We start from the raw sequence: 13,930 nt of genomic DNA on the forward strand, positions 1-13,930 counted from the left end.
AGCAATGAAAATTGATTATTTACAAGCCTTAAAACGTACTCCGGAAGCTCGGGGTGCGTGGATTTTGCATGGGCAAGAGCCTTTATTAGAACAAAATTTATTAGATGCCTTTCGAAAAAGCTGGCAACAACAAGAAGTTGAAAGACAGCGCTATGATATTAGTAGTGTAAGTGACTGGAAAAATGTCTTTAACGCACTTAATAGCTTGTCTTTATTTTCTCAGCAGCTTGCTATTGAAGTACACGGCAATATAAAACCTGATGCGAATGGCTTAAAACAGCTCAAAAGCTATATACAACATAATGAACATAACCTGCTATTAATTGTTTTACCCAAACAAGATAGTAGCAGCTTAAAATCTGCTTTTTTCCAAGTTGTTGAAGCAAATGGGGTTGTAGTTGCCCTCACGGCAAATTACCCACAAGATCGCCAAAGAATTTTATCTGCTGAAGCAGAGAAACTTGAAATTCAACTCGACAATGATGCTTGGCAGTGGCTAATGCAACATCATGAGCACAATTTGCTTGCAGCTAAAAATAGCTTGATGCGTGTAAGAGACACTTTTCCAGACCAACAACTGATTCAAATTGAACAATTATATGCGTGCCTACAAGATCAATCACGCTATACCACCTATGATTTAAGTGATGCATTATTAGAAGGCAACCTTGGCCAATCTATCAAGATTTTTCAATATTTAATTGCAGCAGGCGAACCCGATAGTCTGATTTTATGGACTTTAAGTAAAGAAATGCGTTTGTTGATGCAATTGTTTGAACAACCCCATAATGCCTTACAGCTCGGTATATGGAAAACAAAAGTCAGCTTATATCAACAAGCATTAAGAAGACTAAATCCACAACAGTTTTTAGGCTGGTCTACCCTTCTATTGCAAATTGATGCAGCAATTAAAGGAATGTCGAACGAAAATGCAGAACATTTAATGCAGCAAGCGATTGCTGAGTTATGTGGAAAAACATTATTTATACAGTAATTCGCCTGAATCATTTTTCTTCATTCCTGAAATATCATAAAAATTCACGTTTTATCCTCATTTCGCTTTTATACTAAATTAAATTTTAAACTTTTCGACCTCTCGCCATGCCAAAAATAAAGCCAATCAAACTTGTTATTATCATCATCTGTATAGCCATTATTGCTCTATTAGCCTGGAAGTTTTTCAAGCCAAAACAGCAGCAGCCACAATATATTACTGCTGAGGTAACACGCGGGGATATTGAAAATAATGTACTTGCAACGGGTACACTTGATGCAACTAAACTGATTAGTGTCGGTGCGCAGGTATCTGGTCAGGTTAAAAAGATGTATGTGCAACTTGGCGATCAGGTTAAGCAAGGCCAACTCATTGCACAGATTGATTCAACCACCCAAGAAAATAGTTTAAAAACCTCTGATGCAAATATTAAAAATTTAGAAGCGCAGCGCCTTCAGCAAGTTGCTTCTTTGAATGAAAAACAACTTGAATACCGCCGTCAGCAACAAATGTATGCACAAGATGCAACACCACGTGCGGATTTAGAATCGGCTGAGGCAAGCTATAAAACAGCTCAAGCACAAATCAAAGCATTAGATGCACAAATCGAATCTGCAAAAGTCACAAAATCTACGGCGCAAACCAATATTGGTTATACGCGTATTGTTGCTCCAACAGATGGTACGGTTGTTGCGATTGTGACCGAAGAAGGTCAAACAGTAAACGCCAATCAAAGTGCGCCAACAATTGTCAAAATTGCAAAACTACAAAACATGACGATCAAGGCTCAAGTCAGTGAAGCTGACATTATGAAAGTTGAGAAAGGACAACAAGTTTATTTCACTACCTTAGGTGAAGATACTAAACGTTACGCAACTTTACGCCAGATTGAACCTGCTCCAGATTCTATTTCTAGCGAATCAACAAGTACGACAAGCTCAACAACGAGTTCAGCTGTTTACTATAATGCCTTATTCGATGTGCCAAATACCGACGGTAAATTGCGTATTGATATGACTGCACAAGTTTATATCGTATTAAACTCAGCTAAAAATGCCCTGCTCGTTCCATCATCAGCACTGAGCTCTAAACAATTTTCAGGTCAAAGAAAATCAGGCCAATCATCTGATAAAGCAAGCTCTACACCTGAAGCTGCTAAAAAATCTCAAGGAAATGGAGCTCGTTTGGAGCGTCTTAACCTGACTGCTGAGCAAAAACAGTTAATTGAACAAGGTAAATTAACGTTAAGTGTTGTACGTGTATTACAAGCTGATGGCACAACTAAACCAACTCAAATTTTGGTTGGCATTAACAACCGTGTAAATGCACAAGTTCTTGCGGGCTTAAAACAAGGTGATCAAGTTGTCATTGCCGATAGCGCAGATACTTCTGCTGCATCAGCTAATAGTAGTAATAACCGTCGCCGTAGTGGCCCAATGGGAATGTAAGCATGACAAAACAAGCTTTGCTTGAAGTCAGCAATCTAGTCCGGGAATTCCCTGCTGGCGAAAGCACGATACAAATTTTAAAAGGCATTGACCTTACCATTTACGAAGGTGAACTGGTTGCCATTGTCGGTCAGTCTGGTTCTGGCAAATCAACACTCATGAATATTTTGGGCTGTTTAGACCGCCCTACGAGTGGTAGTTACAAGGTTAGTGGACAAGAGACCGGTAAACTCGAACCAGATCAACTCGCTCGACTACGTCGTGAATATTTTGGTTTTATTTTCCAGCGCTACCATTTACTGGGTGACTTATCTGCTGAGGGTAACGTTGAAGTTCCAGCTGTCTATGCAGGTGTTACGCCTTCTGAGCGTAAACAACGTGCAACGGCTTTACTGACTGAATTAGGTTTAGGTACTAAAACACTTAATAGACCAAGCCAGCTCTCTGGTGGTCAACAGCAACGTGTTTCTATTGCCCGTGCCCTTATGAATGGCGGTGACGTTATTCTGGCCGATGAACCGACAGGGGCACTCGACTCTCATAGTGGTGTTGAGGTGATGCGTATTTTGCGTGAACTCAATGCCGCTGGTCACACTATTATTTTAGTCACCCACGATATGCAAGTTGCCAAAAATGCGACGCGTATTATCGAAATTAGTGACGGAGAAATTATTAGTGACCGTCCTAATGTTCCTGATCAAGCAGCTGAACCAGGCAATTCTGATCCAGATGCCGCTCCTGCTTTGCAAGGCAAACAGAAGAAAGGCAAAAGTATTTCCGCATGGCGTTCTACTTTAGATCGTTTGTCAGAAGCTTTTCAAATGGCTTTACTGTCGATGAATGCCCACCGCATGCGTACTTTTTTAACCATGCTTGGGATTATTATTGGTATTGCATCTGTTGTTACAGTGGTCGCGCTAGGTAAAGGTTCTCAACAACAAATTTTAAGCAATATTAGCAGCTTGGGAACAAATACGATTACGGTGTTTCAGGGCCGTGGTTTTGGTGATAACTCCAAAACTGCAAACTTTAAAACTTTGGTTCCTGCCGATGCTGATGCGTTAATGACTCAACCTTATGTCAGCGCAGTCAGCCCAATCGTCAGTACATCCAAAACCATGCGTTACCAGCAGAATGAAGCAAATGCGACCATTAATGGTGTGAGTAACGATTATTTCGATGTAAAAGGTTTAGTCTTTAAAGATGGGCAAACTTTTGACCAACGTAGTGTGCGTGATCGTTCACAAGATGTTGTCATTGATACCAATACACAAAAACAATTCTTTGGAGATGGTAGCAATCCAATTGGCCAAGTCGTACTGCTCGGTAGTGTACCAGCACGTATTATCGGAATTGTAGAACCGCAGACAAGCGGCATGGGCTCAGATGATACGTTAAATGTCTATATGCCTTATACAACCGTAATGAGCCGTATGTTAGGTCAATCTAATGTACGTAATATCGTGGTTCGTATTAATGACAAATATTCAACTGCTGCCGCAGAAAATGCGATTGTAAATTTATTAACCCAGCGCCATGGTGCACAAGATATTTTCACCATGAACAGTGACAGTATCCGTCAAACTATTGAGAAAACAACCAGCACAATGACGCTTCTAGTTTCAGCAATTGCCGTAATTTCACTGGTGGTTGGTGGTATCGGGGTAATGAATATTATGTTGGTTTCTGTGACTGAACGTACTCAGGAAATTGGTGTACGTATGGCCGTAGGTGCTCGTCAAAGTGATATTTTGCAGCAATTCCTAATTGAAGCAATTTTGGTGTGTTTAATTGGTGGTGTGCTTGGCGTCTTACTATCGCTTGGCCTTGGACAACTTATTAATAAATTTGCTGGCGGTAACTTTAGCGTGGCTTATTCAAGCACTTCTATTATTGCAGCATTTGTCTGTTCAACACTGATTGGTGTCGTATTCGGTTTCTTGCCTGCTAAGAATGCCGCGAAACTTGACCCTGTTGCCGCACTATCTCGAGAATAAGGAAAATTGCATGTCTTTCTCTATGACTAAACTCAGCACAGCACTCCTTCTCACAGGTTCTCTTGTAGGATGTGCAGCTGTAGTAAAAACACCTTATGAAACGCCTGCAGTACAAGTTCCGGGTAGTTTTCAATATGACACAGCAAAAGCAAAAAACATGTCTGCCGATCAATACTCTGATCGTTGGTGGACGCTTTTCAATGATGCACAGCTTAATCAGCTGGTAAGCAATGTATTAGAACGTAACAGTGATTTAGCAGTTGCAGGTATTGCCTTAAAGCAAGCTCGTTTACAAGCTGATCTAACTGCAAACCAACAAGGCTTGCGTACCAGTTCTAGTGTTTCTACAGGACATTCTTTCGATTTAAATTCGGGAGATGACAGCTCTAAAGGCCTATCAATGAGTGCGGGTGTAAGCTATGAGCTTGACTTGTTTGGCAAGCTTGCACGCCAAACTGAGGCAAGTAAATGGGAAGCCTTAGCGACCGAACAAGACTTACAAGCCACTGGGCAAAGTTTAATTGCAACCACTGCCAAACTCTATTGGCAACTCGGTTATTTAAATGAGCGCTACACAACTGCCCAGCAAAGTCTCGCAACCTCTCAAAAGCTTTATGACTTGGTACAAATTCAATATAAAGCTGGCGCAGTTTCAGGTGTAGATCTGACTCAAGCAGAACAATCTGTACAAAGCCAGAAAGCGAGTTTAAGCCAGATTGAACAACAATTGGTTGAAACACGTACGGCTATTGCAGTGCTATTGCATGAGCCATTGCAACAATTAAACATTCAAGAACCAAAGCGTTTACCACGCACTGCTCTACCTTCAATTGGTGCTGGTTTACCTGCCGATATTTTATCGCGTCGCCCTGATTTGCAAGCAAGTGAGCTACGCTTAAGAAAAGCATTAGCCACTAAAGATGCTACTAAGGCGAGCTACTATCCATCGATTAGCTTAACTAGCAGTTTAGGTTCAACCAGCACATCGTTGACAGAACTGTTACGTAACCCTGCCCTCACACTTGGGGCGAGTTTGAGCTTACCATTTTTGCAATATAACGATATGAAGAAAGATATCGCAATTAGCAATCTGGATTATGAAAAAGCGATTATTCAATATCGTCAAACGCTTTATCAGGCTTTTGCTGATGTAGAAAACGCTTTATCGAGTCGTACCGAACTCGACAAACAAGTAGCGTTACAAGAACGTAATGTTGAACTTGCAGAAAAAACTGAACGTTTAACCGAAGTCCGTTACCGTTATGGTGCTGTCGCATTAAAAACACTTCTTGATGCTCAGCAAACTACACGTACTGCACGTTTAAGCCTCGTTGAAACCAAGCAAAGCCAATACAACGCGTATGTCACCCTCATGCAAGCTTTAGGTGGTTCACCTGTAAAAGAACTTCCTCAGTAACTTGTACCAATTAAAAAAGCCGTAGTCCTTCAACTACGGCTTTTTTATAGCTAAATAAGTTTTAAAACTTATTCATCATCCATCATAGATTGGCTCATACCTACAGTATTGAAACCAGCATCTACATATAGAATTTCACCAGTAATACCAGAAGCCCAAGGTGAGCATAGGAACAACGCTGCATTACCTACCTCTTCAATCGTTACATTACGTTTTAACGGCGCAACTTTTTCATTGGCATCTAACATTTTACGGAAAGACTTAATACCAGAAGCAGCCAAAGTACGGATTGGACCCGCAGAAATCGCATTTACACGAATACCGTCAACACCCAAGCTTGATGCTAAGTAGCGAACACCAGCTTCTAAAGAAGCTTTTGCCATACCCATTACGTTATAGTTAGGCATAACGCGCTCAGAACCTTGATAAGTCAAAGTCAATAAACAACCTTGGCGAGCTTGTAATAAAGGTTTTGCAGCACGAGCCATTGCAATAAAGCTGTATGCACTGATGTCATGAGCAACTTTAAAACCGTCACGGTCAGTTACGTCAGTGAAGTCACCATCAAGTGTGTGTGCAGGTGCAAAGCCAATTGAGTGCACAACACCGTCTACGCCGTCCCAATGTTTTGCAAGTTCTGCAAATGCATTATCAATTTCAGCATCAACAGCAACATCACATGGAAACACAAGCTTAGAACCGAATTGCTCAGCAAATTCATCCACACGTTTTTTTAATTTTTCGTTTGGATAAGTAAACGCAAGCTCTGCACCCTCACGGTGTAATGCTTGTGCAATACCAAAAGCAATTGATAATTTACTAGCAACGCCTGCAATCAAAAAGCGCTTACCTGCTAAAAGTCCTTGTGTCATGCCGATCTCACTCAAAACAATTTCAAGCATAATGCCAATATTCAGCGGTTTTCGAAATTGCATAATGCATCTTTTTTCAAAAATCGCACGAAAAAAAATCGCTCCTGATGAGGAGCGACTTCTCGATGAATTTAATCTTAGTCGTCAGACAATAAGCCAAGTAAGCGTAAGAAAGAAATATACATCCACACTAAAGTTGCAAGTAATGCGATACCACACAACCATTCCATGAATTTTGGTGCACGATATGCTGCATTAGTTTCAATTAAATCAAAATCTAAAATCAGGTTAAGTGAAGCAATCACTGCAACAAATGCAGCAAAGCCAATACCTAACCAGTTACTTTCAAAAATATAAGGAACGCTTGAACCAAATGCTAAACGCATGACCATCTGTACGATAAATACAATAAAGATCGCCAAAGATGCAGAAATTACAACTGACTTGAACTTTTCAGTTGCGCGAATAATTTGGAATTTATATAGACCAAACATCACCAAAGTCGTAACGAAAGTCGCTAATAAAGCCTGAAGAGGAACACCTGGGTATTTCAACTGGAAAGTAAAAGAAATACCACCTAAAAAAGCCCCTTCAAATAAGGCATATGGAATTGCCAATGTTGGTGCGGTCGTTGGTTTAAACGTTGTAATTAAAGCTAAAACCAAGCCACCAATTGCACCCACAATTGAAGCCGCGTAAGCAATGCCAACATTTGCAGTAAAGGCTGCATAGAAAAATAAAGCGACACCCACCGCAGCAGCAATGACTGTCAACATTACAGATTTTTGAATCGCACCTTGCACAGTCATCGGTTGACTATAGTCACTGACCGTTTCAACACGGGTCAGTATCGGGTTATTACTTTGCATAAATGCTCTCTTTTTATAATAAAAATTTAAAACATCATTTTAAGCAAAATGAATATGAAAGCCAAATCAGGCGATCGGCATTATTGTAACAATCCCCTTTAAACAATAAAAAAGGAGGCAATAGCCTCCCTTTCATATCACTTGGGGAAAGTTATTAATCTTTACCGTCAGTGTTCATGATAAAGAAATATTCACGGTAATATTTCAACTCGGAAATCGAGTCACGAATATCATCCATTGCCAAATGCGATGCATTCTTTTTCAGACCGCTCATGATTTCAGGGCGCCAGCGTTTTGAGAGTTCTTTGACCGTAGATACATCAAGATTACGATAGTGGAAATACTGCTCTAGTTCAGGCATAAGACGGTGTAAGAAACGGCGATCCTGACAGATCGAGTTACCACACATCGGTGAAACTTTTGGATTCACCCATTTTTTTAGGAATTCTAAAGTTTGTAACTCAGCATCACGAGCTGTTAATTTGCTGCGACGAACTCGTTCAATCAGACCAGACTGCCCATGTTGGCGGGTATTCCACTCATCCATTGCATTTAAAATACGGTCAGGCTGGTGAACGGCTAAAACCGGACCTTCGGCAAGTACATTTAAATGATCATCTGTAATAATTGTTGCGATTTCAATAATTTGGTCATTATCGGTATCTAATCCGGTCATTTCCAGATCAATCCAAATTAATCGTGTATTTAAAGTACTGCTCATGTATGTACGTTCTAAAATGCCGTAAAAACATCAATAGTAGCAAATTTCTTGCATCTGCGCTGTAATTCTATAGCCGCTTCATGCTATTTTTGCCATCTTCAAACAGTGGTTTTTTTGGGATATGAATGGCTTTAATTCGTAAGCGTCGTTTAACTGAACAACAGCAACGTCGTATTGAAAAACAGCACAAAACTCGCCAAGAAGAGGCCGATACCTCACAAGATCTGGACGGACTCGTTGTACAACATTATGGCCGCCAACTTGAAGTACAAGCACTCTCTGTACCTGAGCATCACCCAGAAAAACCTCAAGTTGCCGAAGGAGAGCCAGAACCTTTCTGGAAACCTATCGAGCTCAAAAGCGTATGGCGCTGTCATACTCGCACAAACTTAGAATTACTTGTGACTGGTGACCGAGTTAAATGGCAAGCTGACCCAAACACGGGTTTAGGTATTATTACAGCCATTCACCCTCGTACCTCTTTACTTACCCGTCCAGACCGTTATCACAAAGTTAAACCTGTGGCAGCAAATATCAGTTTGATTGTGATTGTATTTTCACCTCTTCCTGAACCTGCGCCAACGTTAATTGACCGTTATTTAGTTGCTTGTGCAGATGCTAATATTCCTGCTCTTTTAGTCCTAAATAAGTCTGATTTGTTAACCGAAAATGACCCAATTCTCACCCTATTAGAAGAATATAAAACTTTGGGTTATGAGGTGATGATTTGTCAGTCTAAAAAGGGTGATATCTCTGCTTTATCTGAACGTTTAGATGGCGAAACAGTCGCTTTCGTTGGCCAATCGGGTGTAGGAAAAAGTTCTTTAATTAATGTGCTCATTCCAGAAGCAGAGCAAAAAACAAATATTATTTCTGAAAACTCTGCACTTGGTCAGCACACAACAACCTCTACACGTTTAATGAATTTCGGTAAAAATGGCGCGTTAATCGACTCACCGGGAATTCGTGAATTTGGGCTTTGGCATCTTGATTTAGAAAAAATTCGTATGGGCTTTCCAGAAATTGAAGCACATTTGGGTTCTTGCCAATTCCGTAACTGTACCCATACTCATGAAAAGAACTGTGGGTTAAAACACGCTGTAGAATCTGGTGAAATTTTACCACGGCGCCTAGATAGCTTTTTGCGTTTAAATGATGAGATTCAAGAAGCACAGCAAAAAAACTAATTTTCTGTCCGCTTTGCCCTTGAAGTGGTGATTTTGATCACCATCTATATACGCTATACTCTAGGTCAATTTTGTTTTTAATTTTTTTAGGTGACTTGTGGAACGCTGGTTAGAGTTTATGGGGAATCACCCCATTTTGTTTGGTACGCTCGGAGTCTTGGTCGTGTTGTTCTTCATTTTTGAAGGTCAACGTAACGGTCGTAAAATTTCACCACAGTCGCTTGGTATTTTAGTGAAAGCGAAAAATGCCATACTCATCGACTTGCGCGATAGTAAAGACTTCCGTGAAGGTCATATTAGTGGTAGCCGCAATATTCCTTTCAGTCAAATTGCAAGTCATGCTGATGAATTAAAAGCAAGTGACCGTCCATTGGTATTTATTTGCAACCTCGGGCAAGTCGCTGGTAGTGCTTTGCAAAAAGTTGCTCACCATGACAGCTATCGTCTTGATGGTGGTATTAGTAACTGGAAAGCACAAGGCTTACCTCTTGTTAAAAGCAAACCAAAAGCTTAAGGAGAATTATTATGGCTGCAAATGTCATTGTTTACTCAACTTCTGTATGTCCGTATTGCGTTCGTGCTAAACAGTTACTTGAGCGTAAAGGTGTTGCTTATAAAGAAGTAAATCTTTCTGTTGAAGCACCGGAAGTACGTGTTGAATTAATGCAACGCACTAATCATCGTACTGTCCCACAAATTTTTATTAACGATCAGTTTATTGGTGGTTTTGACCAACTTTATGCTTTAGAGCGTGAAGGTAAACTCGACGAATTATTGGCTTAATCTCGCATCCATATTAAGGAAAAAACAATGAGCGAAGAACAACAAGTTCAACCACAATTAGCTTTAGAGCGTATTTATACAAAAGATATTTCTTTTGAGGTTCCTGGGGCGCAGGTTTTTACTAAACAATGGCAACCTGAACTCAATATCAATCTTTCTTCTGCTGCAGAAAAAATTGATCCAACTCATTTTGAAGTTTCTTTAAAAGTTGTGGTACAAGCTGATAACGACAACGAAACAGCGTTCATTGTAGATATCACTCAATCAGGTATTTTCTTAATTGATAACATTGAAGAAGATCGCTTACCGTATATTTTAGGTGCTTATTGCCCAAATATTTTGTTCCCGTTCTTACGTGAAGCGGTAAATGATTTAGTGACTAAAGGTAGCTTCCCACAGTTACTTCTTACACCAATCAACTTTGATGCAGAGTTCGAAGCGAATATGCAACGTGCTCAAGCTGTTGAAGGTCAAGCTTAATTTTATAGCTTGCTCTAAACTAAAAAAACCGCGTAATTCGCGGTTTTTTTATGTCTTCTATTCGCTTATTAAGTATCAAGTGAATGAAGCTGAACTGTAGGAAACTGAAAACCACGGCAAGATAATTCTGAGCGCCATGCCACTGTTAAAATCATATTACCCACAATGAAGTTTTGATAAGCAAATGTCCCGATCAGTGGATGAGAACATATTCCGCCACGGTCTGTAGGATGTGCTTGGGTGTTTAAAGTATTTAAATCTAAACGTATACCAAGGCCTGATGCTTTTAGAACGGCTTCTTTAGTCGTCCAGACTTTAAACCAATATTCTCTGTCTTGTTCTAGACTTTGCCATGTTGCATATTCATCGGGATGAAATGCATGCTGCGCTAGAGCTTCCAAACGTACTTTACGGTCTAACTCTTCAACGTCTATACCGATATCTTTAACATGCTGACTCATCGCTAAAGCATAGTATTGTTGGCTATGAGAGTGATTAAAGTCTAAATGGTTGTTCAACAAATATGGCTTGCCATGCTCATGTTTTGCAAACTCCAAATTCGTTATTTTAATTTGTAATTTCTGTGCTATGAGCTCGTTTCTAATATTATATATTTGCTGTTTTTTATAATGATTAAATGTACGAAAGTCTGGAAAATCTTGTTTAGATTTTAAAAGAAGCTGGGACAATGTCTGTGTGTAGACTTCAATATTACGTTTAGACATTATCCCGACCTTATTTAAAATTAATTAGAATTTAACCACGTCGCCTTTTAAGGTAACACCCGCCATCATGGCACCTTTATAGCAATCGTAAGTTGTCGTACTTGTAGTTTCATTGGCTTTAAAATAGCTCACAATATTGGTAACTGCATTTGCACCTTGTGCTTTAGCATTATTTTGCATTTGGATCAGTGCTGAACGTAAAACCCAGTCACAAGACGTTGCTGCTGACTTACCAAAACCATTGGTTTTTTTATTGGTTACCGCATCTTTTTGAATGATTTTACCGCCAGACTTTGTACCCTTTAAATAAAACTTTACTGAACCATCTAAAGTCCCATCTGCAACTGCACGGTCAACAGCTTCTTTAAAATTTAACTGATGTACTTCATCTCCAGCCTGAACAGTGGCAGTAAAACCCGCACTTAGCATTGCTACAAATAAAAGTTTTTTATTTAACATTGTTGTGTTCCTTATTGTTTAACACGTTTAAAAATAAGCGAAGTATTAATTCCGCCAAAAGCAAAGTTATTGCTCATAATAATGTCAGCATCCAAATTTCTCGGCTGCTGAATGATATAATCCAGATCACCACACAATGGGTCGATTTCATCTAGGTTTAAAGTTGGAATAAAGCGGCCACGATTCATCATTTCAATGCTCAGCCAAGCTTCAATAGCTCCGCACGCCCCCAGCGTATGTCCAAAGTAGCTTTTTAAAGAACTGATCGGTTTACATCCTAAAACTGTTGCTGTCGCCTGACTTTCAGCCACATCCCCCTGATCTGTTGAGGTGCCGTGCGCATTCACATAAGCGATGTCTTTAGCCTCTACAGATGCATCTTTAAGTGCTAATTGCATACAGCGCCCCATCATCTCGGCGTCTGGTTTAGTTACATGTTGACCATCAGTATTGCTACCGTAGCCAATCACCTCTGCATAGATATGAGCACCTCGAGCTTTAGCATGTTCATATTCTTCTAAAATTAAACAACCTGCCCCTTCACCAATCACCAATCCATCTCGCTTAGCATCAAATGGACGCGGTGTTTTTTCGGGTTGATCATTCATGCCACTGGTCGCGAACAATACATCAAAAACGGCTGCACCTGCTGCACTAAGTTCCTCAGCACCACCTGCAATCATGACCTGTTGTTTGCCATATTTAATCGCTTCATAGGCTTGCCCAATGGCCATAGAACCAGAGGTACAGGCACTTGAGGTAGGTAAAGTTAAGCCTTTAAGACCAAAATATACGGTCATGTTCACGGCACTGGTGTGGGCCATCATACGAATATAAGTAGTTGCGTTGATCTTACTCATGCTCTGATGAAGCAACATGCTAGCAAACTCACCCACGGCCTCTACGCTACCCGCAGAAGAACCAAAAGCAACACCTGCTTCGCCACTAGACAAAATTTCATGCCCAAGCAAACCAGCATTTTGTAAAGCAGTTTCGGCACAAACCACAGACATAAGGGCTACACGCCCCATCCCGCGGGTAACCTTACGGTTAAAATGTTTTGGAACATGGAATGTTTCAACAGGCCCAGCAAGCTTGGTCCGAAGATCAACATATTGCTCCCACTCTGGCATGTAGCGTATACCGCTTTTGGCAGCGTCAAATCGAGCAAAGATGTCATCGGCAGTTTCACCTAAAGAGGTAATTCCAGCCATTCCTGTCACAACCACACGCTTCATCAGATGAGTCCTCCATTCACAGAAATAACCTGTCGAGTTACATAAGAAGCTTCATCTGAACACAAGAATTTTACTACACTCGCCACTTCATCGACCTGTCCCATGCGTTGCAACGGAATCATTTTAAGCGCATGTTCTTTGACTTCATCTGTCACCATTTCAGTTTCGATCAATCCTGGTGCAACACAGTTCACAGTAATTTTTCGCTTCGCCAATTCGAGTGCCAAAGCTTTGGTCGCACCAATCAGACCTGCTTTTGCAGCACTATAGTTAACCTGACCACGGTTACCCATAATCCCAGAAACCGAAGATAAGGTGACAATACGGCCACCTTTACGTAAATGAATCATTGGCATAACTAATGGTTTTAATACGTTATAAAAACCGTCTAGGGAAGTCGAAATAACTTCATCCCAATCTTGATCGGTGAGTGCAGGAAAAGCTCCATCATGAGTAAGACCTGCATTCAATACAACGCCATAGAATCCGCCATGCTGTTCTACATCTTGTTCTAAAATCTGTTGAACAGTTTGGCGTTCATTTACATCAAACATTAGATAATGGCTATTTTGTCCCAACGCTTGAATCTCTTGTACGACTTGCTCAGCCTCTGCCTGACGCGAACGTGCATGCACAGTCACATCAAAACCAGCCTTGGCAAGTTGTAATGCAATCGCTTTCCCAATTCCTCGACTTGAACCTGTTACTAAAATTCGTCTTGTCACAATATATTCCTAATT

The 13,930-nt window shown here is 40.5% G+C and carries 15 protein-coding genes; 8 read left to right on the forward strand and 7 right to left on the reverse strand.

Translation table 11 applies throughout. The features are described from left to right. The first annotated feature begins 4 nt into the window (after nt 1–4). From holA to ACS604_RS09955, 4 genes are all read left to right on the forward strand, one after another. Nucleotides 5–994 carry a DNA polymerase III subunit delta gene (holA, locus tag ACS604_RS09940; RefSeq protein WP_004794664.1) on the forward strand — a complete coding sequence of 330 codons (990 nt, stop codon included), beginning with the start codon at nt 5–7 and terminating at the stop codon, nt 992–994. A 107-nt stretch (nt 995–1,101) separates the two neighbouring features. Continuing rightward, the gene (locus ACS604_RS09945; protein ID WP_474771590.1) at nt 1,102–2,442 is read left to right on the forward strand and encodes a MacA family efflux pump subunit; all 1,341 of its coding nucleotides are present in this window, start codon (nt 1,102–1,104) and stop codon (nt 2,440–2,442) included. Nucleotides 2,443–2,444: 2 nt separating this feature from the next. After that, complete coding sequence (locus tag ACS604_RS09950) at nt 2,445–4,439, forward strand: MacB family efflux pump subunit (RefSeq protein ID WP_005302315.1); 1,995 nt, start codon at nt 2,445–2,447, stop codon at nt 4,437–4,439. Nucleotides 4,440–4,461: 22 nt separating this feature from the next. Further along, nucleotides 4,462–5,856 carry an efflux transporter outer membrane subunit gene (locus ACS604_RS09955; RefSeq protein WP_174758629.1) on the forward strand — a complete coding sequence of 465 codons (1,395 nt, stop codon included), beginning with the start codon at nt 4,462–4,464 and terminating at the stop codon, nt 5,854–5,856. 68 nt (nt 5,857–5,924) lie between these two features. On the opposite strand, the gene ACS604_RS09960 is transcribed toward ACS604_RS09955, so the two are convergent. The 3 genes from ACS604_RS09960 to orn all read right to left on the reverse strand — a co-directional run bounded on the left by ACS604_RS09960 (nt 5,925) and on the right by orn (nt 8,318). After that, nucleotides 5,925–6,728, reverse strand: a complete 804-nt coding sequence (locus ACS604_RS09960) for an enoyl-ACP reductase FabI (RefSeq protein WP_023274323.1) — start codon at nt 6,726–6,728, stop codon at nt 5,925–5,927. A 137-nt stretch (nt 6,729–6,865) separates the two neighbouring features. Next, the gene (locus ACS604_RS09965; RefSeq protein WP_004794670.1) at nt 6,866–7,597 is read right to left on the reverse strand and encodes a Bax inhibitor-1/YccA family protein; all 732 of its coding nucleotides are present in this window, start codon (nt 7,595–7,597) and stop codon (nt 6,866–6,868) included. A 154-nt stretch (nt 7,598–7,751) separates the two neighbouring features. Further along, nucleotides 7,752–8,318: an oligoribonuclease gene (gene orn, locus ACS604_RS09970; RefSeq protein WP_005302306.1), complete on the reverse strand. Its 567-nt coding sequence runs from the start codon at nt 8,316–8,318 to the stop codon at nt 7,752–7,754. A gap of 125 nt (nt 8,319–8,443) precedes the next feature. Here orn and rsgA point away from each other — a divergent pair, with 125 nt between their 5' ends. The 4 genes from rsgA to secB all read left to right on the forward strand — a co-directional run bounded on the left by rsgA (nt 8,444) and on the right by secB (nt 10,768). Further along, a complete protein-coding gene (gene rsgA, locus ACS604_RS09975) occupies nt 8,444–9,505 on the forward strand; it encodes a small ribosomal subunit biogenesis GTPase RsgA (protein ID WP_005302303.1) in 1,062 nt (353 codons plus the stop codon). 97 nt (nt 9,506–9,602) lie between these two features. After that, entirely contained in the window at nt 9,603–10,019 is a 417-nt protein-coding gene (locus ACS604_RS09980) for a rhodanese-like domain-containing protein (RefSeq protein ID WP_004794673.1), read from the forward strand. Nucleotides 10,020–10,030: 11 nt separating this feature from the next. Next, nucleotides 10,031–10,288 (forward strand): glutaredoxin 3, encoded by a 258-nt coding sequence (gene grxC / locus ACS604_RS09985; protein ID WP_002114715.1) that lies wholly within the window; start codon nt 10,031–10,033, stop codon nt 10,286–10,288. A gap of 27 nt (nt 10,289–10,315) precedes the next feature. Next, complete coding sequence (secB, locus tag ACS604_RS09990) at nt 10,316–10,768, forward strand: protein-export chaperone SecB (protein ID WP_003654925.1); 453 nt, start codon at nt 10,316–10,318, stop codon at nt 10,766–10,768. 68 nt (nt 10,769–10,836) lie between these two features. Here secB and ACS604_RS09995 read toward each other — a convergent pair whose 3' ends face one another. From ACS604_RS09995 to ACS604_RS10010, 4 genes are read right to left on the reverse strand one after another with little or no spacing between them, the layout of a single operon-like run. Continuing rightward, a complete protein-coding gene (locus ACS604_RS09995) occupies nt 10,837–11,493 on the reverse strand; it encodes a 4'-phosphopantetheinyl transferase family protein (RefSeq protein WP_474771596.1) in 657 nt (218 codons plus the stop codon). 24 nt (nt 11,494–11,517) lie between these two features. Then, a complete protein-coding gene (locus ACS604_RS10000; protein ID WP_004794675.1) occupies nt 11,518–11,952 on the reverse strand; it encodes a hypothetical protein in 435 nt (144 codons plus the stop codon). Nucleotides 11,953–11,963: 11 nt separating this feature from the next. Further along, nucleotides 11,964–13,190, reverse strand: coding sequence for a beta-ketoacyl-ACP synthase (locus ACS604_RS10005; RefSeq protein ID WP_474771598.1), 1,227 nt, complete (start codon nt 13,188–13,190; stop codon nt 11,964–11,966). Beyond that, complete coding sequence (locus ACS604_RS10010) at nt 13,190–13,915, reverse strand: 3-ketoacyl-ACP reductase FabG2 (RefSeq protein ID WP_004794677.1); 726 nt, start codon at nt 13,913–13,915, stop codon at nt 13,190–13,192. Before ACS604_RS10010 ends, ACS604_RS10005 begins: the two co-directional genes overlap by 1 nt. Nucleotides 13,916–13,930 lie beyond the last annotated feature (15 nt).

The sequence above is a fragment of the Acinetobacter sp. Li1LvA2 genome (genome assembly GCF_056156705.1).

Excerpts from the sequence above, each read along its gene's own strand:
- secB (WP_003654925.1), top strand. The coding sequence starts at position 10,316 with ATGAGCGAAGAACAACAAGTTCAACCACAATTAGCTTTAGAGCGTATT.
- ACS604_RS09965 (WP_004794670.1), bottom strand. The coding sequence starts at position 7,597 with ATGCAAAGTAATAACCCGATACTGACCCGTGTTGAAACGGTCAGTGAC.
- ACS604_RS09960 (WP_023274323.1), bottom strand. The coding sequence starts at position 6,728 with ATGACACAAGGACTTTTAGCAGGTAAGCGCTTTTTGATTGCAGGCGTT.
- grxC (WP_002114715.1), top strand. The coding sequence starts at position 10,031 with ATGGCTGCAAATGTCATTGTTTACTCAACTTCTGTATGTCCGTATTGC.
- ACS604_RS09955 (WP_174758629.1), top strand. The coding sequence starts at position 4,462 with ATGACTAAACTCAGCACAGCACTCCTTCTCACAGGTTCTCTTGTAGGA.
- ACS604_RS10005 (WP_474771598.1), bottom strand. The coding sequence starts at position 13,190 with ATGAAGCGTGTGGTTGTGACAGGAATGGCTGGAATTACCTCTTTAGGT.
- ACS604_RS09950 (WP_005302315.1), top strand. The coding sequence starts at position 2,445 with ATGACAAAACAAGCTTTGCTTGAAGTCAGCAATCTAGTCCGGGAATTC.
- ACS604_RS10000 (WP_004794675.1), bottom strand. The coding sequence starts at position 11,952 with ATGTTAAATAAAAAACTTTTATTTGTAGCAATGCTAAGTGCGGGTTTT.
- holA (WP_004794664.1), top strand. The coding sequence starts at position 5 with ATGAAAATTGATTATTTACAAGCCTTAAAACGTACTCCGGAAGCTCGG.
- ACS604_RS09995 (WP_474771596.1), bottom strand. The coding sequence starts at position 11,493 with ATGTCTAAACGTAATATTGAAGTCTACACACAGACATTGTCCCAGCTT.
- orn (WP_005302306.1), bottom strand. The coding sequence starts at position 8,318 with ATGAGCAGTACTTTAAATACACGATTAATTTGGATTGATCTGGAAATG.
- rsgA (WP_005302303.1), top strand. The coding sequence starts at position 8,444 with ATGGCTTTAATTCGTAAGCGTCGTTTAACTGAACAACAGCAACGTCGT.
- ACS604_RS09945 (WP_474771590.1), top strand. The coding sequence starts at position 1,102 with ATGCCAAAAATAAAGCCAATCAAACTTGTTATTATCATCATCTGTATA.